Here is a 20,942-nt window from a genome sequence, read left to right as displayed (position 1 = left end):
GCTGCCGCTGGCGGCTTGGCGCGGCGCCCGGGCGTCCCTACATTAGGGGAATGCAAGACTCCCACGCTCCCCACTCTCCCCGGGTTTCCTCCGCTGCCGGTGCCCGGCTGCCCGTGCTCTATGTCTCCCATGGCTCGCCCATGTTCGCGCTGGAGCCGGGTGAAACAGGCCCCGTGCTCGCGCAATGGGGCAGGGCGCTGCGCCAGGCCCACGGCCCGCTGCGCGGCGTGGTCGTCATGTCGCCGCACTGGATGTCGCATGGCGTGGAAGTCATGACCGGAGCCACGCCCTCCACCTGGCACGACTTCGGCGGCTTCCCGCCCGCGCTCTACGAACTGCAGTATCCGGCCCCCGGCGCGCCCCAGCTGGCGCAGGAAGTCATGGACCGCCTGCAGGCCGCAGGCATTGCCTCCACCGCCAACGCGCAGCGGCCCTTCGACCACGGCGCCTGGGTGCCGCTGATGCATTTGCTGCCGGATGCCGACCTGCCCGTGGTGCAGCTGTCCCTTCCCGCCTCGGCCGGGCCGGCCGAAACCCATGCGCTGGGCGCGGCCCTGGCGGCGCTGCGCGATGAGGGCGTGCTCATCGTCGGCTCCGGCAGCATGACGCACAACCTGGGCGAATTCCGGGGCGGCACGGGCGAGGCCACGGTGCGGGTGGACGACGCCGTGCAGGCCCTGCGCAGCCAGGATGGCCTGCAGGACGACCATGCCGTCGGCGGCTCCAGCGCCTCCTCGCCCTACGTGCAGGATTTCAGCCGCTGGATCGAGTCGCGCCTGCAGGCGCAGGACCTGTCCGCGCTGCTGGACTACCGCGCACGCGCTCCCTCGGCCCGGCGCGCCCATCCCAGCGAAGAGCACTTCATGCCGCTGTACTTCGCCCTGGGCGCGGCCGGCGCCACGGCGCGGCCTCGGTATCTGAGCCGCGAAGTCATGTACTCCATCCTGGCCATGGATGCGATGGCCTTCGAGGACGCGCAGGCGGCATAACCTCCTGCCCCCGCGGACTTGGCGAGGCGCCACAATGGCGCGTTGCCCGGGACCACCCCGGTCCCGGAAATCGCTTAAAAACCAAGGAGTCCGTGATGATCGACCTGCCCCTGCTGGCGCTGGAGCGCCCCGCACAACCCGCACCGGGGCAGCAGCCCTGGCTGCTGGTGCTCATGCATGGCGTTGGCAGCAATGAACAGGACCTGTTCGGCCTCGCATCGTTCGTGCCGCCGCAGTTCCACGTGCTCAGCCTGCGTGCCCCGTTTTCCATGGGGCCCAGTGCCCATGCCTGGTTCCAGTTCACGGTGGATGCCAACGGCACGCGCCACATCCACGCATCGCAGGAAGAGCACAGCCGCGCCCTGGTGGCCCAGACCGTGCAGCAGGCCGGCGCGCGGCTGGGCATTCCTGCCCAGCGTACCGTGGCGGGCGGCTTCAGCCAGGGCGGCATCATGGCGCTCAGCCTGCTGCTGACCCAGCCCGCGCTGCTGCGCGCCGCCATGTGCTGGCACAGCCGCCTGCTGCCCGAGGCCTTGCCGCACCAGGCTCCTGACGCGGCCTTCGACGGCAAGTCGCTCTGGGTCAGCCACGGCACCTACGACAACGTCATTCCGCTGACCAGCGCCCACGCCATTCGCAGCCACGTGCAGCGCCTGCCGCTGCAACTGAGCTACCACGAATACCCGAGCATGCATGAGATCCGCCCCGACGAGCTGCAGGCCGCCATGGCCTGGCTCCAGGATCTGGGCACGCAGGGCTGAGCCTGCTGCACCGCCCCCTTCTTGTGCGCAGGCTGGCCGCGTAAGCCGGGTAACGCCTTGTTGCCTGGCGCGCACAAGGGCCTGCGCGGGCAGCGGGGCGGCTTATAAACGCCAGTCAGGGGCTGGTGTCAGGAAAGCCCGGGAACCCCGGTTGTGCTTTGCTGTCGCACGTCCTGCGGCAACTGTGCTGCCAGCCCCTGCCCAAGCCAAAGGACCCCTCCATGCCAGAACGCGACCCCCAAGACTTCCGCCCCCGCGCCAGATCCTCCGGCCCATCGGCTTTCGGCATCGCCGCAGCGGTACTGGCGGCTGCCGCCGTGGGGGGCGCAGCCTGGTGGTACTGGTGGCGTCCCGCCGACGTGCCCGAGGCGCCGCCCGAAGTGGCAGAGGCGCCCGCCCAGCCTGCCGAGCCTGAACCCGTCCCCGCGCCCGAGCTGACCGAGCCCCAGAACCCTGTCGATGCGCTGGAGCCACCCGCGCCCGGCCTGCCCGCGCTGCAGGACTCCGACGCCCACGTCGTCCAGGCCCTCAACGGCCTGCTGGGCCGTGACAAGGCAGGCAGCTTTCTGCAGATGGACGGTTTTGTGCGCCGCGCCGTGGCCACCGTGGACAACCTGACCCGCTCCCAGGCCCCTGCACGGCTTTGGCCCGTGCACCCCGCGCCGCAGCGTTTCACGGTGGAGGGCGTGGCGGAGGCCGGGGAGGCACAGGCCATCTCCCCCGCCAACGCCGCACGCTACAAGGCCTTCGTGGCCTTCGCCGAGTCCATTCCCATGGACGGGGCCGTCAAGCTCTATGCCCGGCTGTATCCCCTGTTCCAGACCGCCTATGAAGACCTGGGCTATCCCAGCCGCTATTTCAACGATCGTCTCATTGCCGTCATAGACCATCTGCGCGCCGCGCCCGAGCCCGCTGGCCCGGTGCAGGTCAGGCTGACCAAGGTGGAGGGCGAGGTGCCTTCCGTCCAGCCCTGGGTGCGCTACGAATACGCCGACCCGGAGCTGCAGGCCCTGTCCAGCGGCCAGAAGATGCTGGTGCGCGTGGGGCTGGACAACGAGCGCCGCCTCAAGGCCGTGCTGGGCGAGCTGCGCCGCCGCATCGCCACCGGCGAGATGGCCAAGCCTGCGGGCTGAGGCCAGTCTCCATCCGCCTCAGCCTGCGGCCGGCAGGGGCAGGGCGGTCTTGTACCGCACCTGCTTGAGGGTGAAGCTGGAGCGGATCTTCTCTATGCCCGGAATCGGCGTGAGCTGCTCCACGATGAAGCGCTCCAGCGCGCCGATGTCGGCCAGGGCCACGCGGATCAGGTAGTCGGCGTCGCCGCTCATCAGGTAGCACTCCATGACTTCGTCGTGCTCGGCAATGCGGCGCTCGAAGTCGGCCAGCGATTCCTTGGCCTGGGACTTGAGGCTGATGTTGATGAACACGTTCAGCCCCAGCCCCAGCGCCGACGCATTGGCCAGCGCCACATAGCGCGCGATCACGCCGGCCTTCTCCAGCGCCTTGACGCGCGCCAGGCAGGGCGAGGGCGACAGGTGCACACGCCGCGCCAGTTCCACGTTGGACAGCGAGCCGTCCGTTTGCAACTCGGCCAGAATGCGCAAGTCGATGGTGTCCAGTTTCATGTGCCGGATTTTATGTAGATGCCGGCATGAAATGCTGGAATATGGCGTTTCCCTTATCCATGAACGGCTGCTCATGCCGGTCCGCCAGTCCTAAAGTGGCGGGCATGAACGCACCCACGCCGCTGGCCACGCTGGCCGATATCGATACCGATCCCCAGGAAACCACCGAATGGCGGGAGGCCTTCGCGGCCCTGGTCGCCACCGAGGGGCCGCAGCGCGCGCGCTTCGTGCTCGAAGAGCTGGCGCGCATGGCGCGCGAGCAGCGCCTGGGCTGGCAGCCCGACCTGAATACGCCCTATGTGAACACCGTGGCCGCGCAGCAGCAGCCGGTGTTTCCGGGCGACCTGGCCATGGAGGAGCGGCTCGCGTCCATCATGCGCTGGAACGCGCTGGCCATGGTGGTGCGCGCCAACCAGGCCTATGGCGAGCTGGGCGGGCACATCGCCAGCTACGCCAGCGCGGCCGACCTGTTCGAGACCGGGTTCAACCATTTCTTCCATGCCCGGGAGGGGCTGGCGCCGGGCCAGCACCGGGGCGACCTGGTGTTCTTCCAGCCGCACAGCGCCCCCGGCGTGTATGCGCGCGCCTTCCTGGAAGGGCGGCTGAGCGAGCAGGACCTGCAGCACTATCGCCAGGAGATCAGCGCGCCGGCCGCTGGCGCGCAAGGCCTGTCCAGCTATCCCCATCCCTGGCTGATGCCCGATTTCTGGCAGTTCCCGACGGGCTCCATGGGCATAGGCCCCATCAGCAGCATCTACCACGCGCGCTTCATGCGCTATCTCACGCACCGCCGCCTGCTGGACTGCCAGGAGCGCAAGGTCTGGGGCGTGTTCGGCGACGGCGAGATGGACGAGCCCGAAAGCATGAGTGCCCTCACGCTGGCCGCGCGCGAGGGGCTGGACAACCTGGTCTGGGTGGTCAACTGCAATCTGCAGCGCCTGGACGGCCCGGTGCGCGGCAACGGCCGCATCGTCGATGAACTGGAGCGGCTGTTCGCCGGCGCGGGCTGGAACGTGGTCAAGCTGCTGTGGGGCAGCGACTGGGACGGGCTGTTGGCTCGCGACATCACCGGCACCCTGGCACGCACGCTGGGCGGCACGGTGGACGGGCAGATGCAGACCTTCGCCGCCAAGGACGGCCGCTACAACCGCGAGCATTTCTTTGGACAGAACCCCGAGCTCGCCGCCCTGGCCCAGGGCCTGACGGACGAGCAGATCGACCGCTTGAAGCGCGGCGGCCATGATCTGGTGAAGATCCATGCGGCCTATGCAGCGGCTGCCGCCCATCGCGGCCAGCCCACGGTGATCCTGGCCCATACCAAGAAGGGCTACGGCATGGGCTCGGCCGGGCAGGGCAAGATGACCACGCACAGCCAGAAGAAGCTGGACGAGACCGACCTGATCGAGTTCCGCAACCGCTTCAACCTGCCGCTGAGCGACGAGCAGGCCAAGGGCCTGGCCTTCCACAAGCCTGCCGATGACAGTGCCGAGATGCAGTACCTGCGCGAGCGCCGAACGGCCCTGGGCGGCGCACTGCCGCGCCGCGAAACGGTGTGCGACCGCGTGCCCGTTCCAGCGCTGGAGCAATACGCCCAGTTCGCGCTGGCGCCTGCCGGCAAGGAAATGAGCACCACCATGGCCTTTGTGCGCATGCTGGGCAGCCTGCTCAAGGATGCGCAGCTGGGCCCGCGCATCGTGCCCATCGTGGCCGACGAGGCGCGCACCTTCGGCATGGCCAACCTGTTCAAGCAGGTGGGCATCTACAGCAGCCTGGGCCAGCGCTACGCGCCCGAGGACATCGGCTCGGTGCTGTCCTACCGCGAGGCGCTGGACGGCCAGATCCTGGAGGAGGGAATCAGCGAGGCCGGCGCCATTGCCAGCTGGACGGCGGCGGCCACCAGCTACAGCGTGCACGGCCTGGCCATGCTTCCGTTCTACATCTACTACTCCATGTTCGGCTTCCAGCGCGTGGGCGACGCCATCTGGGCGGCGGCCGACCAGCGGGCGCGCGGCTTTTTGCTGGGCGCCACCTCGGGCCGCACCACGCTGGGCGGAGAAGGCCTGCAGCACCAGGACGGCTCCAGCCATCTGGTGGCGGCCACCATTCCCAACTGCAAGGCCTGGGACCCTGCGCATGCCGGCGAACTCGCCGTGATCCTGGACGCCGGCATGCGCGAGATGCTGGTCGAGCAGCGCGATGTCTTCTACTACGTCACGCTGATGAACGAGAACTATGCCCAGCCCGACCTGCCCGCAGGCGCTGCCGAAGGCGTGCTGCGCGGCGCCTATGTGTTCAGCCGCTTTGGCGATGCGGACCGTGCCACGCAGCATGTCACCTTGCTGGGATCGGGCGCCATCCTCACCGAAGTGCTCAAGGCCGCCGAGCAATTGGCCAGCGAGGGCATGGCCGCCACCGTGGTCAGCGTGACCAGCTGGAGCGAGCTGGCGCGCGATGGCGTGGCCTGCGAGCAGCGCATGCTGGCGGGCGAGGCACCTGGCCAGCCCTGGATCGCGCAGCTGCTGCAAGGTACGCAGGGCCCGGTGATTGCCGCCACCGACTATGTGCGCGCGGTGCCCGAGACCGTGCGCGCCTTCCTGCCCGCAGGCCGCCGTTTCCTCACGCTGGGCACGGACGGCTTCGGCCGCAGCGACACGCGTGCGGCGCTGCGCGGCTACTTTGGGGTGGATGCACACAGCGTGGCGCAGGCTGCGCGCCGGATGATCCAGCCAGGTTGAGCCGAGCCTTTCCACGCACCCGGCATCCCCGGGATGTACACATGGCGGCCCCTTCGCGGGGCCGCTTTGCATGGCTGCTCCCCCATTTGCGCCGCCACTTTTCCTGTGGATGGATTAAGCCCGCGTTAAATGCGCAAGTGGCTTATCTTTTTCGTCGGCTTGCATCAAAAAATAGGGTGATTCCACTAGAATTTGTATATATAAGAAGATATTGCGCAAAGAGATTGATATTTGCTGCAATGGTTGCATGCGTTGGGTGGAATATCTCGTCAATATCCGATTTTCTCTTTCAATAATAATTTATTTCACGGGATAGAAGACGATGAAACTCTCGCTCAAGCAAGGCCTGCTGTGCGTGGCCGTGCTGTCGGCTGCCGCATGGCAGCTCGCCATCTCGGCGCCGGCGCCCGAGGTGGATCATGCGGAAATGCCGCAGATCATCGATGACCTGCCCGCCGACTATGCGGCGGACCTGACCGCCGAGCAAAGAACCCTGGTAGACCGTGGCCGTTATATCGCGCGACTCGGTGATTGCGTGGCCTGCCATACCGGAAATAAAACACAGCCCATGGGCGGTGGCCTGGCGCTGGAGACGCCATTCGGCAAGATCTATTCCACCAATATCTCGCCCGACGCCGATACGGGCATGGGCAAATACAGCTTCGAGCAGTTCGACCGCGCCATGCGCAAGGGCGTGGCGGCCGATGGCCGCAACATGTACCCGGCCATGCCCTATCCCTCCTACGCCAAGATGACGGCCGAGGACATGCAGGCCCTGTACGCCTATCTGCTGCAGGGCGTGGCGCCCGTGAAGGCGGCCAACAAGGAGTCCGACCTGGGCTTTCCCTTCAACCAGCGCTGGGGCCTGGCGCTGTGGAACTGGGTGTTTCTGGATGACAAGCCCTTCCAGCCCCAACCGCAGCAAACTGCCCAGTGGAACCGGGGCGCCTACCTGGTGCAGGGCCTGGGCCACTGCGGCGCCTGCCATACGCCGCGCGGCGTGGGCTTCCAGGAAAAGACCATGACCGGCGAGGGCCGCAAGGGCGAGTACTTCCTGGCCGGCGAGACCGTGGAGAACTGGCGCGCACTGAGCCTGCGCGACCTGTGGACACCCGAGGAGACCGCCCGGTTGCTCAAGACCGGGCGCAACAGCCACGGCACGGTCTCCGGCAACATGGTCGATGTGGTCCAGCACAGCACCCAGTACATGAGTGACGAGGACCTGTTGGCCATCGGCATCTATCTGAAGTCGCTGCCCGCAGGCAAGAACGACCTGCCCATGCAGGTGGCCCAGGGGCCGGGGCCGGTCATCGCCCCGCATCCGGCGTCGCAGGCCTCCGGGCATGCGCCGTCCGCCACGTCGGCAGTGTCTTCCGACGTGCCTGCCGATCTCTACGCCAGCCGGGGCGGCCTGGGCTATCTGCAGTTCTGCGCCGACTGCCACCGTGCCGATGGCGGCGGCGTGAAGGACGTGTTCCCGCCACTGGCCGGCAATTTCTCGCTGCAGTCGCAGGACCCGTCCACGCTGATCCATCTGATGCTGGCGGGCTGGAAGGCGCCCGTCACGCAAAGCCACGCCCGGCCGCTGACCATGCCCGCCTTCGCACAGCTCAAGGATGCAGAGATCGCCGACATCCTCAACTTCGCCCGCAGGAGCTGGGGCCGTGCCGATGCGCGCGAGATCCATGCCAGGGAGGTGCAATCCATGCGCAAGCAGCTCGATGCCAAGGGCGAAAGCGCACGCCCCTTCGAGACGCCGCGCCTGGCCGCCATGCTGGACGAATCCAATGCGAAGCAACTGGTCTACGGCGCCCGCCTGAACATTGAGACGCGCGACCTGCTGCCCAGGAATGTGGGCAACGCGCTGAACTGCGCCAGCTGCCACCTGAACGCGGGCACGGTGGCCGATGGTTCGCCCTACATCGGTGTCTCGGCCTTCTTCCCCGGCTATGCGCCGCGCGCGGGCCGCGTCATCACGCTGGAGGACCGCATCAATGGCTGCTTCCTGCGCTCCATGAACGGCAAGCCGCTGCCGCTGGAGTCCGACGAGATCAGGGCCATGGTCGCCTACTTCGACTGGATGCGCCGCGAAACCAAGCCCGAGGACAAGGTCGAAGGCCGGGGCGTGGGCAAGATCAGCCAGTCCATCGTGCCCAACGTGGACAACGGCAAGAAGATCTATGCGGCCCAGTGCGCGGTCTGCCATGGCGGCGAGGGCGAAGGCGTGAAAAACGCCAAGGGACAGTGGGTCTATCCGCCGCTGTGGGGTGACCAGTCCTTCAACATCGGTGCAGGCATGGCGCGCACCTATACGGCAGCGGCCTTCGTCAAGCGCAACATGCCCATCGCCTTCCATGGCAATTTCCCGCTGGGCCAGGGCGGCCTCAGCGACCAGGAGGCCGTGGACGTGGCCGAGTACTTCAGCCACCAGCCGCGCCCGGACTTTGCCAACAAGCACAAGGACTGGCCCAAGGACAAGAAGCCGGCCGACGCGCGGTACTGATGCGCCATCGAGGGAGAAGAAGGCGTTCCCGCCACGCGGCGGGCGCCTGAAGGCGGGGCAGGGAGCGATTCCTGCCCCGCCTTTTTTCGAGGGCAGTGCCCAGTCTTGCGCGCGCTGCAGATCCTTCTTGGCGGTGGCCAGTTCATTGCCCAGCCCCTGCACGTGTTGCTGCCGTTGCCTGGCCATCTGCTGCAGCCGGCAGGCTTGGTTCCAGGCCTTCCCGGCAGCGCGTTCGGGGCGCTCAGCCCGCGCGCTGCAGCAGCACCGGCACCGAGGAGGCCAGCAGCGCCACGCCGGACAGGCACAGCAGGCCCAGCACGATCTGCCGGAAACGCATCTCGCTGATGCCGATATACAGCCTGGAGCCCAGCAGCGATGGAATGAGCATGGCCGGCGCCACGATGGCGAACAGCGGCAGCATGCTGCGCGCGACCATGCCGGTGCCCAGGTAGGTGGCCATGGTCACGGCCAGCATGGACAGGTTGAAGTTCTGGATGACCGAGCGCTGCTCATCCTTGGGGTAGCCGCGCAGCGTGCACCACAGCGTGGGCAGCGTGCCCGTGAAGCCGCCCAGTCCGCCCATCACGCCGCCCGCCAGGCCCACGGCGCCGTCTGCCACACTGCCGCCGCGCGCCAGCCTGGGCAGGCGGGCCGACAGCAGCATCACCGGGCACCACAGCACCAGCATGCCGCCCAGCAAGGCCTTGAACCAGGCCATGTCCAGGTGCGGCAGCAGCAAGACACCCAGGGGTATGCCGGCAAGACCGCCCAGGATGAAGGGCAGCAGCTTTGCCAGCGCAAACCCGCGCCGCACGGTGATGGCCGACAGCACCTGGCCCAGCAGCGAGCCGAAGACGGTGAGCACGGCCGCATCGCGCGGCTCCAGCACCCAGGCCCAGAACGACATGGCCACCATGCCGAAGGCAAAGCCCGACAGGCCCTGCACGAATCCGGCCGCCGCCGCGCCCAGCGCGATGATGAAAAACATGCCATCCATGGTCTGCCTGGTCCTTTCGTTCTGGGTGTGCAAGACGCCGGAATTCTGGAACGCATGCATAAGCAGAAATTCGTTTGTTTTTATTGTTCAATATGGTTTTGCTTATGACGCGCCACGCCTGAAGCCATGCCGCAACACCCCACTGCATCGACCGCTGCCCAACTGGCCCACCGCATGGCCACGCGCCTGAAGATGAAGCATTTGCTGCTGCTGCGCTCCATCAGCGAGCTGGGCACGCTGACCCGCGTGGCCGAGCGCATGGCCACCAGCCAGCCCGCCGTGACCCAGGCCCTGGCCGAGCTGGAGTCGTTGTTCGGCGCGCCGCTGTTCCTGCGTTCTGCGCGTGGCATGGAGCCTACGGAGCTGGGCGCGCTGGTGCTGGCGCGCGCCCGGGGCATGCTGGCCGACCTGGACCATTGGGCCCACGACATCGAGGCCGTGGGGCAGCAGCGTGCGGCGCACCTGCAGGTGGGTGTCATCCCCTTCCTGCCTGCGCGCATGCTGGCCGAGGCCATCGGCAGGACGCGGCCGCAAGGCCGGCGCATCACGGTCACGCTGCATGAGGACACCAGCGACCGCCTGCTGCAAAAGTTGCGCGCACATGAGCTGGACTGCGTGATTGGCCGCGCCTCGGCCGTGCTGGACATGAGCGGCATACGGCACAGCGTGCTTTATGAGCAGGAGCCTCGCCTGATCGCCCACCGCAGCCTGGCCACGCGGCTGGGGCGCCGGCCTCTGCAGTGGGCCGAACTCACGGGGCTTGACTGGGTGCTGGGCCAGCGCCGCACGCCCATGCGCGAGCAGATCACCGACTTTTTTCTGCGCGCGGGCGTGGAGCCGCCGCCGCCGTTTGTGGAAACGCTCTCGGCCAAGGTGATCGGCGAACTGGTGGCGGCCAATGAGCGTGCCGTGTCCATCGTGCCGGCCGACATTGCCGAGGAACTGGTGCGCATCGCGGGCGTGGGCATTGTGCGCCACCGTTTCGGCTGGACCCTGCCACCCGTCACCCTGTTCGAGCGCAAGGCGGGCGGGCAGTACGAGGAGCAGCGCCTGTTTGCCCAGGCCCTGAAGGAGGTTTGCTCCGATCAGGGGTGACGGGTGGCCGGCTTGAAGAGCGCAGCCAGCAGCGGCTCCAGCGTGGGGAATTCCAGGGCAAAGCGGGCGCGGTCCACGAAGAAGGCTTCGCAGGCCACGGCGAAGAATTCGGCGGGCGCCGTGGCGCCATAGCCGTCCAGCCAGGGCCATTCGCCGCCAAAGCGTTCGGCGATGGTGATCTGCTCACGGAAGGCGTCGTAGGCCGGCGCCCAGGCGGCCTGCCATATCTCGCGGGCCTGGCGCGCGGAGCCGCTGCCCATGAAACCGGGCGGCAGGGGCGGGCAGCCATCGGCGCCGCCGTTGCGCATGTCGATCTTGTGGGCGAATTCGTGGATCACCACGTTGGCGGCCTGGCCGCCGTGACCGTGGTGGCTGGCATGCGGCCCGCGGCCTGCGCCGATGGCCTGCCAGCTCAGCATGACGGGGCCGCCATGCATGGCCTCGCCCATGATCACTTCGTCGTAGTCGTGGATGACGCCGGCCTCGTCCATGCTCTGGCGCCGTGCCACGGCATCGCCCGGGTGCACCACGATGCCGACAAAGTCGTCATACCAGGACAGCGCGCCCTGCGGCTCGCCCCAGTGCAGCAGTGGCAGGCAGGCCTGGGCGGCAATCTCCAGCGCCATGGCGTCGCTCACTTGCAGGCCGTGCGCGCCGTGGAAGCGCTTGCGCTGCAGGAAGACGGCGGCCAGTGCGCGCAGCTTCGATTGCTCCTCCAGCGTCAGCGAGGAAAGAAAGGGGTAGGCGGCCAGCGTGGACAGCCACAGCGGCGCTGGAATCTCAGGCACCGGCGAGACGGCGGAGCGTGCGCGGCGGCCCAGCCGCCGGGCCCAGTGGCCCAGTTGTCGCCAGAGGCTCATCGTTGGGGCGCCTGTTCAAGTACTTCGGAAAGCGGCAGGCGCCGCAGGCCCTGGCCCTGCTCCCAGCGCAGCACTTCGGCGCGCGGCACGGCGGCTGCCAAATCCCAGTCGCTGAGCACCACACGCCGCAGGCCATCGCCCAGTTCATGGTCGGCCGGGCGGTGCGTGTGGCCGTGGACCAGGGTGGCGGCGCGTGCGGCGCGCAGCCAGCTGCGCGTGGCCTCGGCATCCAGGTCGGCATAGGTGGGCATGGCGGCGGTGTGGCTGGCGGAGGGGGCGGCTGCGTCCGCTCCGGCCGATTCACGTTTGCGCGATTCGCTCTCCTGCCGGATGCCGCGTGCCTGCTCGCGGCGCAGCGGCAGCGGCTGCGCCAGGAAGGCCGCCTGCCACGCGGCGGAGCGCGCCATGGCGCGAAAGCGCTGGTAGTCCGTATCGTCCAGGCACAGGGCATCGCCATGGCTGAGCAGGATGCGCTGGTCGCCGCAGTCGAGTACGGTGGGGTCGGCCAGCGTGGTCGTGCCGCACAGCGCATCGAACTGCGCTCCGGTCAGGAAGTCGCGGTTGCCCTGCATGAAGAACAGCGGCCTGCGGGCGGCGGCCTCGCGCAGGGTGGCGGCGCAATCGGCCTCGAAACTGCCGGGCTCCAGCAAGGCGTCGTCGCCCACCCAGACTTCGAACAGGTCACCGAGCAGAAAGACGGCATCGGCCTGCGTGGCGTGCAGGTAGCGGCGAAAGGCCTGCACGGTGGCGGGCTCGCAGGCCTGCAGGTGCAGGTCGGAGATGAAGTCCAGCGTGCGCCAGGCCGCGGGCAGTGTCCATTCGGCCGCAATGGGCGGCACGCAGGGAGGGCGAGGTGCGGCAGTCTGGGCCATGGGCGGGTGCGCGCCCGGCAAGGGCGCTGCATGAAGGCTTGGGAGGGCTCTGGAGCAGGGCTGTTGTCCATGGGCACGGACAGGGGTGGGCCATGTGCATGGACAACAGGGCGGCTGCACGCCAAGGGGGCAGCCGCCTTGTCGGAAGGGCGCCTGATTACAGGGCCACGGCCTTTTCGATGATCACGTCATCCTTGGGCACGTCCTGGTGGCCGCCGTTGCGGCCGGTCTTCACGCCACGAAGCTTGTCCACGATCTCGGTGCCCTTGACCACCTTGCCGAACACGGCATAGCCCCAGCCCTGGGCGCTGGGCGAGGTGTGGTTCAGGAAGCCGTTGTCGGCCACGTTGATGAAGAACTGGGCGGTGGCCGAGTGCGGGTCGCCGGTACGGGCCATGGCGATGGTGTACTTGTCGTTCTTCAGGCCGTTCTTGGCCTCGTTCTCGATGGGCGCATCGGTGCCCTTTTGCTTCATGCCGGGCTCGAAGCCGCCGCCCTGGATCATGAAGCCATCGATGATGCGATGGAAGATGGTGTTGTCGTAGTGGCCCTTGTTCACATAGGCCAGGAAGTTCTCGGTGCTCTTGGGGGCCTTGGCGGCGTCGAGTTCGAGGGTGATGACGCCGTGGTCGGCGATGTGGAGTTCGACTTGGGGATTGCTCATGGCGATTCCTTGTTGGGTGGAGGGCAGGGGCGTGCCACGCTGGGCGCGGCGCGCGGTTTACTTGACTTCGGTGGCCGAGAGGATGGTCACCGGCTTGGTGGGTACATTCTGGTGCATGCCCTGGTTGCCCGTGGCCACCGTGCGGATTTTGTCCACCACATCCATGCCCTGGACCACGCGGCCGAAGACGGCGTAGCCGTGTCCGTCAGGCTTGGGTGCGTTGAGCATGTCGTTGTTCACCACGTTGATGAAGAACTGCGAGGTGGCCGAGTTGGGATTGCCCGTGCGCGCCATGGCGATGGTGCCCCGGTCATTCTTGAGACCGTTGTCCGCTTCCAGCGGAATCGGCGCGCGCGTGGGCTTTTCCTTGAGGCTGGCGTCCATGCCGCCGCCCTGGATCATGAAGCCGTCCATCACGCGGTGGAACACCGTGCCGTCATAGTGCTTGTCGCGCACGTACTGCATGAAGTTGGCCACAGTCTTGGGGGCCTTGGCCTCGTTCAGCTCCAGCACGATGTCGCCCATGCTGGTCTTGAGCTGCACCTTGGGTGTGGCGTTCTGCGCCATGGCGGGCAGGGCGGTGCAAAGGGAAGCGGCCAGGGCCATGCCGGCCAGGGAAAGCGACGCAATGCGGCGTGTGGTCATGCAAATCTCCTGAGAAAGCCAAAGGGCTGGGGGATGGAGTGGGAAAACCCGGGCAGGTTCCTGCGCGTGCGCGCAGGCGTGGCAAGACCCAAATGGCGCGCAGACCGCCGTGCCTGGGCGCCGGGGTCGTGCGTGTGGGCCGTGTCTTCTATTTGGTGCCGGTGACTGGAGCCAGCAATTCGCGCAGCAGCTTGAGCTTGGGCCGCACGCTGGCAGCACGGCCGTCCAGGCCTTGTGCCTTGCCGTAGGCCTCGTAGGCCAGGCGGGCGTGGATGTCGCCCAGATTCTCGTAGGCAACGCCGTAGTTGGGGTTGTTGCGCACGGCCGACTCCAGGGCGGAGCGGGCCTTGTCGAGCTGGTTCTGGCCTGCGTAGATGACGGCCAGGTTGTTGTAGGGCTCGGGAAGCTCGGGGTAGTCCTCGATGAGCTGGTTCAGCGCGGCGATGGCCTCGTCGGTCTTGCCGCTGTCGGTCAGGGCCACGGCCTTGAGAAAGCGCATCTGGGGGTCGCGTGCGTTCTTGGCAAGATAGGCTTCGGCGCGTGCCAGGGCCTGGGTGCTTTTGCCGTTGCGCAGCAACTGGTTCACTTCCGTATAGTCGTCGGCGTGGGCGTGGCCTGTTGCGAGCAGGGCCGCCAGTGCCGCGAGGCGCAGGGCGGAGCGAAACGAGTTGCGTAGAGGCATGTAGGTGCTTTCGGGGCCTCGGGGAAACGCCCCGCGGCGCGGGCTTATACTGCTGTGAATTGTAGCTGAGGGGTGTGCTGGGTCACACGGGCTCTGCGCCTGCCGCTCCTGCTCCCTGCTGAGCATGCCTGCATCGGCGCCAAGGGTCCGGCGGCGCGTGGGACGCGCCCCCTGCAGCGGCCCTTTCTCCCCTGATGAACATCCATGAGTTTGCGTATCTACAACACGCTGTCGCGTGCATTGGAAGCGTTTTCGCCAATCGAACCGGGCCATGTGCGCATGTATGTGTGCGGCATGACCGTGTACGACCTGTGCCACCTGGGACACGCGCGCTCCATGGTCGCTTTCGACGTGGTGCAGCGCTGGCTTCGGGCCAGCGGAAATCGCGTGACCTATGTGCGCAACATCACCGATATCGACGACAAGATCATCCGTCGTGCCGTGGAGAACGGCGAGACCATTCGTTCGCTGACCGACCGCATGATCGACGCGCTGCACCAGGACGCCGACGCCCTGGGCATCGAACGCCCCACGCATGAGCCGCGCGCCACCGAATACGTGCCGCAGATGCTGTCCATGATCGGCCGCCTGCAGGACAAGGGCCTGGCCTACCAGGGCAGCGATGGCGACGTGAACTTTGCCGTGCGCAAGTTCCCCGGCTACGGCAAGCTGTCGGGCAAGTCGCTGGACGAATTGCAGGCCGGCGAACGCGTGGCCGTGCAGGACGGCAAGCAGGACCCGCTGGACTTCGTGCTGTGGAAAAGCGCCAAGCCCAGCGAGCCCGATGAGGTCAAGTGGGCCAGCCCCTGGGGCGCGGGCCGGCCGGGCTGGCACATCGAGTGCTCGGCCATGGGCTGCGAGATGCTGGGCGAGAGCTTCGACATCCACGGTGGCGGTGCCGATCTGCAGTTCCCGCACCACGAAAACGAGATTGCCCAGAGCGAAGGCGCGACCGGCAAGCCTTTCTCGCAGGTCTGGATGCACAACGGCTTCATCAACGTGGACAACGAGAAGATGTCCAAGTCGCTGGGCAACTTCTTCACCATCCGCGACGTGCTCAAGGAATACGACGCAGAGACCGTTCGCTTCTTCGTCGTGCGCAGCCACTACCGCAGCCCGCTGAACTACAGCGACGTGCATCTGAACGATGCGCGCGGCGCGCTCAAGCGCCTGTACACGGCGCTGAGCCTGGTGGCCCCTGCCGAGGTCGCCATCGACTGGAATCATCCCGCTGCCGCGCGCTTCAAGGCTGCCATGGACGAGGACTTCGGCACGCCCGAGGCCGTGGCCGTGCTGTTCGAGCTGGCTGCAGAAGTCAATCGCAGCAAGAGCGCCGAGACGGCGGGCCTGCTCAAGGCCCTGGCCGGATGCCTGGGCTTGCTGCAGGGCGACCCCCAGGCCTTCCTGCAGGCAGGAGCGGCAGATGTGGATGCCGCCGCCATCGAGGCGCAGATTGCCGCACGCGCAGCTGCCAAGGCGGCCAAGGACTGGGCCGAGGCCGACCGTATCCGCAAGGCCCTGCTGGAACAGGGCATCGTGCTCAAGGACTCCCCTGCAGGCACGACCTGGGAGGCAGCCGCCAAGGGCTGATCCGTATGCCTTGCCAGACGTGCCGCGCCAGGTGCGGGGAGGTGCTTTGATGGCCTCCGCCAAACCCCTGGACACCATGGATTTCGAGCAGTTGCCGCTGGTGGCCGATCTGCCCGTGCCCGAACAGCAACCGGCCCCGCTGCCGGTGGTGACGCTGGGTGCGCGCGCAGGCTCGCCGCCTGCCGCCGCAGCGGCCGCTGCCGCCACGCCCAAGGCCAAGATATCGCTGCCCGCGCCTCCCGAAGGCGCGCCTGCCTACTGGGCCGAGGCCTGCCGCCAGCTCGTGCGGCGCGACCGCGTGATGAAGCGCCTGATCCCGCGCTTTGCCCACCTGGCCCTGCAGCCCGGTGGCGATGCCTTTGCCACGCTGGCGCGCTCCATCGTGGGCCAGCAGATCTCGATGAAGGCCGCGCAGACGCTGTGGAACAAGTTCGCACGCCTGCCTGCGCGGATGACGCCTGACCTGGTGCTCAAGCTCAAGGTGGACGACATGCGCGCCGTGGGCCTGTCCGCCCGCAAGGTGGACTACCTGGTGGACTTGGCCATGCACTTCACCGAGCACCGCCTGCACCAGGACGACTGGCAGGGCATGAGCGACGAAGCCATCGTGGCCGAGCTCATGTCCATCCGCGGCGTGGGCCGGTGGACGGCCGAGATGTTCCTCATCTTCTACCTGCAGCGGCCCAATGTGCTGCCGCTGGACGATGCAGGCCTGATCTCGGGCATCAGCCAGAACTATTTTTCAGGCGACCCCGTCAGCCGCAGCGAGGCGCGCGAGGTTGCCGAGGCCTGGAAGCCGTGGTGCACCGTGGCGACTTGGTATATTTGGCGCTCGCTCGAGACGCAGCCTGCCGCCTGAAGACAAACCGATCACACCCGATCAACCCCCGTTTTCCGGCCGGAACGCATGCACCGTGCCTGGCTGGGACAAGGAGAAACAAGTTGGCGAAAAAGAACTTTCTGGATTTTGAGCAGCCCATTGCCGAGCTCGAATCCAAAATCGAGGAACTGCGCTACGTGCAGACCGAAAGCGCAGTCGACATCTCGGAAGAGATCGAGCAGCTCAGCAAAAAGAGCCTGCAGCTGACCAAGGACATCTACAGCGACCTCTCGCCCTGGCAGATCACCAAGATCGCGCGCCATACCGAGCGTCCCTACACGCTGGACTATGTGCGCGACTGCTTCACCGACTTCATCGAGATGCACGGCGACCGGCACTTTGCCGACGACCAGTCCATCGTGGGCGGGCTGGCGCGCTTCAATGGCATGTCCTGCATGGTCATCGGCCACCAGAAGGGCCGCGACACCAAGGAGCGCACGCTGCGCAACTTCGGCATGACGCGCCCCGAGGGCTACCGCAAGGCCCTGCGTCTCATGAAGACGGCCGAGAAGTTCGGCCTGCCGGTCTTCACCTTCGTGGACACGCCCGGCGCTTTCCCCGGCATCGAGGCCGAGGAGCGCGGCCAGTCCGAAGCCATCGGCCGCAACATCTACGAAATGGCACAGCTGCAGACCCCCATCATCACCACCGTCATCGGTGAAGGCGGCTCGGGCGGCGCACTGGCCATTGCCGTTGCCGACCAGGTGCTGATGCTGCAATACGCCGTCTACTCCGTGATCAGCCCGGAAGGCTGCGCCTCCATCCTCTGGAAGACCGGCGAGAAGGCCCAGGACGCGGCCGATGCCATGGGCATCACGGCCCACCGCCTCAAGGCCCTGGGCCTGGTGGACAAGATCGTCAACGAGCCCGTGGGCGGCGCCCACCGCGACCCCAAGCAAATGGCCGCCTTCCTCAAGCGTGCGCTGGGCGATGCCTACCGCCAGCTGGCCGACCTCAAGCCCAAGGAACTGCAGGACCGCCGCTACGAGCGCCTGCAAAGCTACGGCCGTTTCGCCGACACCAAGGCAGACAATCGCTGAAGGACGGCGCCACGCTCTGGCACACTGAACGGCTCCCCTGTGGGAGCCGTTTTCTTTTTGTGCCGGGACTCGGCCTGAGTCCTGGCATACATGATCCAAGCCTGTGGAAATGCCGATCACCGACCTGCCGCAGAACCTGCCGGGCACCTCGCCAGACGCCGAGTCAGGCGTCGCGTCAGGCGCCGCCTTGGGTGCTGCCATCCAGCGCTTTGCGCCACCGCTGCCGCTGGCCGTTGCCTTCAGCGGCGGAGCGGACTCCACTGCGTTGCTGCTGGCCTGCGCCGAGCGCTGGCCGGGCCAGGTCGTCGCCATCCATGTGCACCACGGCTTGCAGTCGGCCGCCGATGCCTTTGTGCTCCAGTGTGAAAAAACCTGTGCGCAGCATGCCGTCCCCTTGAAGATCTGCCGCGTGGATGCGCGCCACGCGCCGGGCCAAAGCCCTGAGGATGCGGCGCGTCAGTTGCGCTATGCCACGTTGATCAAGGCCGCCACCGAGCCCTGGCCTGCGCAGGGCGGTGTGCCCATGCCTGCCGTTCGCAGCCTGGCCCTGGCGCAGCATGCCGACGACCAGGTCGAGACGCTGCTGCTGGCACTGTCGCGCGGCGCCGGCGTTGCGGGGCTGGCCGCCATGCCGGCGCAGTGGAGCAGGGCGGGACTTGCGTGGTATCGACCGCTGCTTGATCTGCCTGGCCAGGTATTGCGGGACTGGCTTGCTGCGCGCGGCCAGGAGTGGGTGGAAGACCCTTCCAATGCCGATGCCCGCTACACCCGCAATCGCATCCGCGCCCAGTTGCTGCCGGCGTTGCACCAGGCCTTCCCCCAGTTTCGCGCCACCTTTGCGCGCAGCAGCCGGCATTGCGCCGAAGCGGCCGAGCTCCTGCAGGAGATGGCCCAGGCCGACCTGGGTGCGGTGGGCAACCCGCCCCGCATCGCCGCATTGCAGGCGCTGAGCCCGGCGCGCCAGGCCAATGTGCTGCGCCACTGGCTGCGCAGCGTGCATGCCACCACCCCGAGCGCCGCGCAGCTCGATCAACTGCTCGCGCAGGTCGGCGTTTGCCGTACGCGAGGCCACCGCATCCATCTCAAGATGGGCAGGGGTTTTGTACGGCGCCTGGGGTCAGTGCTCGATTGGTACAATTGACAGGTTTTGGTCCAACTTTGCACGAAAACCGGCGGCGCGCCAAAACCAAATGGCTTGCGCAAGACGGGTCTGGACGGACATTTCGCTACATGCGCAGTCCTCTTGAGCACCTGGCTTGCACAAGCACCCCCTGTCGTACAGCGCCGTGCCTAGCAGTTTCGTCACCCTGATATCCAATGGCACTGATCGTTCATAAATACGGCGGCACCTCGATGGGCTCGACAGAGCGCATCCGCAACGTTGCCAAGCGCGTGGCCAAGTGGGCTAGGGCCGGTCACCAGATGGTGGTCGTCCCCAGCGCCATGAGTGGCGAAACCAACCGTCTGCTGGGCCTGGCCAGCGAGCTGGCTCCCAGCTCGGCCAAAACGGCGTACTACCGTGAACTCGACATGCTCGCCTCCACGGGCGAGCAGGCGTCGTCGGCACTGCTGGCCATTGCGCTGCAGGCCGAAGGCCTGGAAGCCATCAGCTTCTCGGGCTGGCAGGTTCCCGTGCGCACGGACAGCAGCTTCACCAAGGCGCGCATCGAGTCCATCGATGACAAGCGCGTTCGCGCCGAACTCGACGCTGGCCGCGTGGTCATCATCACCGGCTTCCAGGGTATTGATCCCAACGGTCACGTCACCACGCTCGGCCGTGGCGGCTCCGACACCTCGGCTGTGGCCGTGGCTGCGGCGCTGAAGGCGGCCGAATGCCTGATCTACACCGACGTGGATGGCGTCTACACCACCGACCCGCGCGTGGTGCAGGCCGCCAAGCGCCTGAACACCGTGAGCTTCGAGGAAATGCTGGAGATGGCCAGCCTCGGCTCCAAGGTGCTGCAAATCCGCTCCGTGGAATTTGCCGGCAAGTACAAGGTGCCCATGCGTGTGCTCTCCAGCTTCACGCCCTGGGACATCGACCTGGAGGAAGAGTCCACCTCCGGCACGCTGATTACTTTTGAGGAAGACGAAAAAATGGAAAAGGCCGTCGTATCCGGCATCGCATTCAACCGCGGCGAAGCCAAGATCTCCGTTCTCGGCGTGCCCGACACCCCCGGCATCGCCTACGGCATCCTGGGCCCGGTGGCCGACGCCAACATCGAAGTCGATGTGATCATCCAGAACATCAGCAAGGAAGGCAAAACCGACTTCAGCTTCACCGTCAGCCAGGGCGACTACCAGCGCGCCATGGAACTGCTGCGTGACAAGGTCGTGCCTGCCCTGGGTGCCTCCGAAGTCGTCGGCAATCCCAACATCGCCAAGGTCAGCATCGTCGGCATCGGCATGCGCAGCCATGTGGGCGTGGCCTCCACCATGTTCCGTGCGCTGAGCCAGGAAGGTGTGAACATCCAGATGATCTCCACCTCCGAGATCAAGACCTCCGTCGTCATCGACGAGAAGTACCTGGAGCTGGCCGTGCGCGCGCTGCACACCGCCTTCGGCCTCGACAAGACGGAATAAAATCGATGTTTTGCCGAAACCGGCAAAAAAGCACGTTACAATAACGTCATTCCGGAAACGTGACCGAGTGGCCGAAGGTGCTCCCCTGCTAAGGGAGTATGGGGTGTAGAGCCTCATCGAGGGTTCGAATCCCTCCGTTTCCGCCAGAATCAAAAAGCCACCCGCAAGGGTGGCTTTTTTTATGAGAGGGCTGCTTCGGTGGCCTGATCAAGTGGCTGGGGCTGATGCTCTGGTTGCGGTGGCGAAGTTCTTCTTGTCGGCTTGTTGAAAAAACGTGCTACAATGCAAGGCTCTGCTGAAAAGAGCGATGCAGATCGCTGGTGTTGAAAAGATCGAAGAAATTTGATTGCAACGACGCTAAAAACTGTGCTAGAATTCAAGGCTTCGCTGATCGCAGCAAGTCAGGAGCAAAGAAGAAATTCTT

18 protein-coding genes and 1 tRNA gene are annotated in these 20,942 nt (G+C 66.7%); 12 read left to right on the top strand and 7 right to left on the bottom strand.

Translation table 11 applies throughout. The annotated features are described in order from the left end of the window. The first annotated feature begins 50 nt into the window (after window positions 1-50). From DTS01S_RS25770 to DTS01S_RS25760, 3 genes are all read left to right on the top strand, one after another. Window positions 51-989: a dioxygenase family protein gene (locus DTS01S_RS25770; protein ID WP_026062446.1), complete on the top strand. Its 939-nt coding sequence runs from the start codon at window positions 51-53 to the stop codon at window positions 987-989. Between the two features lie 95 nt (window positions 990-1,084). Beyond that, complete coding sequence (locus DTS01S_RS25765) at window positions 1,085-1,750, top strand: alpha/beta hydrolase (protein ID WP_016450545.1); 666 nt, start codon at window positions 1,085-1,087, stop codon at window positions 1,748-1,750. Window positions 1,751-1,971: 221 nt separating this feature from the next. Continuing rightward, window positions 1,972-2,883 carry a DUF3014 domain-containing protein gene (locus tag DTS01S_RS25760; RefSeq protein ID WP_026062447.1) on the top strand — a complete coding sequence of 304 codons (912 nt, stop codon included), beginning with the start codon at window positions 1,972-1,974 and terminating at the stop codon, window positions 2,881-2,883. A gap of 18 nt (window positions 2,884-2,901) precedes the next feature. Here DTS01S_RS25760 and DTS01S_RS25755 read toward each other — a convergent pair whose 3' ends face one another. Further along, a complete protein-coding gene (locus DTS01S_RS25755; RefSeq protein WP_012204416.1) occupies window positions 2,902-3,372 on the bottom strand; it encodes an Lrp/AsnC family transcriptional regulator in 471 nt (156 codons plus the stop codon). A gap of 104 nt (window positions 3,373-3,476) precedes the next feature. Between DTS01S_RS25755 and mdeB the strand changes: the two genes are divergently transcribed. Together mdeB and DTS01S_RS25745 are read left to right on the top strand one after the other, a co-directional pair. Next, on the top strand, window positions 3,477-6,107 hold the full coding sequence (gene mdeB / locus DTS01S_RS25750) for an alpha-ketoglutarate dehydrogenase (RefSeq protein ID WP_017405647.1): 2,631 nt from the start codon (window positions 3,477-3,479) through the stop codon (window positions 6,105-6,107). 322 nt (window positions 6,108-6,429) lie between these two features. After that, the gene (locus DTS01S_RS25745) at window positions 6,430-8,610 is read left to right on the top strand and encodes a c-type cytochrome (protein WP_017405648.1); all 2,181 of its coding nucleotides are present in this window, start codon (window positions 6,430-6,432) and stop codon (window positions 8,608-8,610) included. Window positions 8,611-8,851: 241 nt separating this feature from the next. Here DTS01S_RS25745 and DTS01S_RS25740 read toward each other — a convergent pair whose 3' ends face one another. Further along, entirely contained in the window at window positions 8,852-9,607 is a 756-nt protein-coding gene (locus DTS01S_RS25740) for a sulfite exporter TauE/SafE family protein (RefSeq protein WP_026062448.1), read from the bottom strand. A 126-nt stretch (window positions 9,608-9,733) separates the two neighbouring features. Here DTS01S_RS25740 and DTS01S_RS25735 point away from each other — a divergent pair, with 126 nt between their 5' ends. Next, window positions 9,734-10,702 carry a LysR family transcriptional regulator gene (locus tag DTS01S_RS25735; RefSeq protein WP_026062449.1) on the top strand — a complete coding sequence of 323 codons (969 nt, stop codon included), beginning with the start codon at window positions 9,734-9,736 and terminating at the stop codon, window positions 10,700-10,702. Here DTS01S_RS25735 and DTS01S_RS25730 read toward each other — a convergent pair. The 5 genes from DTS01S_RS25730 to DTS01S_RS25710 form a co-directional block, all read right to left on the bottom strand. Beyond that, the gene (locus tag DTS01S_RS25730) at window positions 10,693-11,562 is read right to left on the bottom strand and encodes a M90 family metallopeptidase (RefSeq protein ID WP_017405651.1); all 870 of its coding nucleotides are present in this window, start codon (window positions 11,560-11,562) and stop codon (window positions 10,693-10,695) included. The two genes, DTS01S_RS25735 and DTS01S_RS25730, sit on opposite strands and share 10 nt — an antisense overlap. Continuing rightward, window positions 11,559-12,434, bottom strand: a complete 876-nt coding sequence (locus DTS01S_RS25725) for a UDP-2,3-diacylglucosamine diphosphatase (protein ID WP_016450538.1) — start codon at window positions 12,432-12,434, stop codon at window positions 11,559-11,561. The genes DTS01S_RS25730 and DTS01S_RS25725 overlap by 4 nt, the downstream gene beginning before the upstream one ends. 157 nt (window positions 12,435-12,591) lie before the next feature. Then, the gene (locus tag DTS01S_RS25720) at window positions 12,592-13,098 is read right to left on the bottom strand and encodes a peptidylprolyl isomerase (RefSeq protein WP_016450537.1); all 507 of its coding nucleotides are present in this window, start codon (window positions 13,096-13,098) and stop codon (window positions 12,592-12,594) included. 57 nt (window positions 13,099-13,155) lie between these two features. Beyond that, entirely contained in the window at window positions 13,156-13,743 is a 588-nt protein-coding gene (locus DTS01S_RS25715; RefSeq protein WP_016450536.1) for a peptidylprolyl isomerase, read from the bottom strand. A 148-nt stretch (window positions 13,744-13,891) separates the two neighbouring features. Beyond that, on the bottom strand, window positions 13,892-14,425 hold the full coding sequence (locus tag DTS01S_RS25710) for a tetratricopeptide repeat protein (RefSeq protein WP_016450535.1): 534 nt from the start codon (window positions 14,423-14,425) through the stop codon (window positions 13,892-13,894). A 204-nt stretch (window positions 14,426-14,629) separates the two neighbouring features. On the opposite strand from DTS01S_RS25710, the gene cysS reads away from it, so the two are divergent. The 6 genes from cysS (at window position 14,630) to DTS01S_RS25680 (ending at window position 20,664) form a co-directional block, all read left to right on the top strand. Beyond that, window positions 14,630-16,015 (top strand): cysteine--tRNA ligase, encoded by a 1,386-nt coding sequence (gene cysS, locus DTS01S_RS25705; protein ID WP_026062450.1) that lies wholly within the window; start codon window positions 14,630-14,632, stop codon window positions 16,013-16,015. A gap of 49 nt (window positions 16,016-16,064) precedes the next feature. Continuing rightward, entirely contained in the window at window positions 16,065-16,874 is an 810-nt protein-coding gene (locus tag DTS01S_RS25700) for a DNA-3-methyladenine glycosylase family protein (RefSeq protein ID WP_016453875.1), read from the top strand. 83 nt (window positions 16,875-16,957) lie between these two features. Then, entirely contained in the window at window positions 16,958-17,935 is a 978-nt protein-coding gene (locus tag DTS01S_RS25695) for an acetyl-CoA carboxylase carboxyltransferase subunit alpha (RefSeq protein WP_016450532.1), read from the top strand. 109 nt (window positions 17,936-18,044) lie between these two features. Then, window positions 18,045-19,076: a tRNA lysidine(34) synthetase TilS gene (gene tilS, locus DTS01S_RS25690; RefSeq protein ID WP_016453874.1), complete on the top strand. Its 1,032-nt coding sequence runs from the start codon at window positions 18,045-18,047 to the stop codon at window positions 19,074-19,076. A 176-nt stretch (window positions 19,077-19,252) separates the two neighbouring features. Then, a complete protein-coding gene (locus DTS01S_RS25685) occupies window positions 19,253-20,518 on the top strand; it encodes an aspartate kinase (protein WP_016450530.1) in 1,266 nt (421 codons plus the stop codon). Window positions 20,519-20,571: 53 nt separating this feature from the next. Then, window positions 20,572-20,664: transfer RNA gene (locus DTS01S_RS25680), tRNA-Ser, on the top strand. Window positions 20,665-20,942: the final 278 nt, after the last annotated feature.

The sequence above is a fragment of the Delftia tsuruhatensis NBRC 16741 genome (genome assembly GCF_001571325.1).
In the GTDB taxonomy this organism is placed as follows: domain Bacteria; phylum Pseudomonadota; class Gammaproteobacteria; order Burkholderiales; family Burkholderiaceae_C; genus Comamonas; species Comamonas tsuruhatensis.
This window is presented reverse-complemented; position numbering and strand designations above follow the sequence as displayed.

Bases quoted from the DNA above. Each gene is read 5' to 3' on its own strand.
- DTS01S_RS25770 (WP_026062446.1), top strand. From the start codon at position 51: ATGCAAGACTCCCACGCTCCCCACTCTCCCCGGGTTTCCTCCGCTGCC.
- DTS01S_RS25765 (WP_016450545.1), top strand. From the start codon at position 1,085: ATGATCGACCTGCCCCTGCTGGCGCTGGAGCGCCCCGCACAACCCGCA.
- DTS01S_RS25760 (WP_026062447.1), top strand. From the start codon at position 1,972: ATGCCAGAACGCGACCCCCAAGACTTCCGCCCCCGCGCCAGATCCTCC.
- DTS01S_RS25755 (WP_012204416.1), bottom strand. From the start codon at position 3,372: ATGAAACTGGACACCATCGACTTGCGCATTCTGGCCGAGTTGCAAACG.
- mdeB (WP_017405647.1), top strand. From the start codon at position 3,477: ATGAACGCACCCACGCCGCTGGCCACGCTGGCCGATATCGATACCGAT.
- DTS01S_RS25745 (WP_017405648.1), top strand. From the start codon at position 6,430: ATGAAACTCTCGCTCAAGCAAGGCCTGCTGTGCGTGGCCGTGCTGTCG.
- DTS01S_RS25740 (WP_026062448.1), bottom strand. From the start codon at position 9,607: ATGGATGGCATGTTTTTCATCATCGCGCTGGGCGCGGCGGCGGCCGGA.
- DTS01S_RS25735 (WP_026062449.1), top strand. From the start codon at position 9,734: ATGCCGCAACACCCCACTGCATCGACCGCTGCCCAACTGGCCCACCGC.
- DTS01S_RS25730 (WP_017405651.1), bottom strand. From the start codon at position 11,562: ATGAGCCTCTGGCGACAACTGGGCCACTGGGCCCGGCGGCTGGGCCGC.
- DTS01S_RS25725 (WP_016450538.1), bottom strand. From the start codon at position 12,434: ATGGCCCAGACTGCCGCACCTCGCCCTCCCTGCGTGCCGCCCATTGCG.
- DTS01S_RS25720 (WP_016450537.1), bottom strand. From the start codon at position 13,098: ATGAGCAATCCCCAAGTCGAACTCCACATCGCCGACCACGGCGTCATC.
- DTS01S_RS25715 (WP_016450536.1), bottom strand. From the start codon at position 13,743: ATGACCACACGCCGCATTGCGTCGCTTTCCCTGGCCGGCATGGCCCTG.
- DTS01S_RS25710 (WP_016450535.1), bottom strand. From the start codon at position 14,425: ATGCCTCTACGCAACTCGTTTCGCTCCGCCCTGCGCCTCGCGGCACTG.
- cysS (WP_026062450.1), top strand. From the start codon at position 14,630: ATGAGTTTGCGTATCTACAACACGCTGTCGCGTGCATTGGAAGCGTTT.
- DTS01S_RS25700 (WP_016453875.1), top strand. From the start codon at position 16,065: ATGGCCTCCGCCAAACCCCTGGACACCATGGATTTCGAGCAGTTGCCG.
- tilS (WP_016453874.1), top strand. From the start codon at position 18,045: ATGCCGATCACCGACCTGCCGCAGAACCTGCCGGGCACCTCGCCAGAC.
- DTS01S_RS25685 (WP_016450530.1), top strand. From the start codon at position 19,253: ATGGCACTGATCGTTCATAAATACGGCGGCACCTCGATGGGCTCGACA.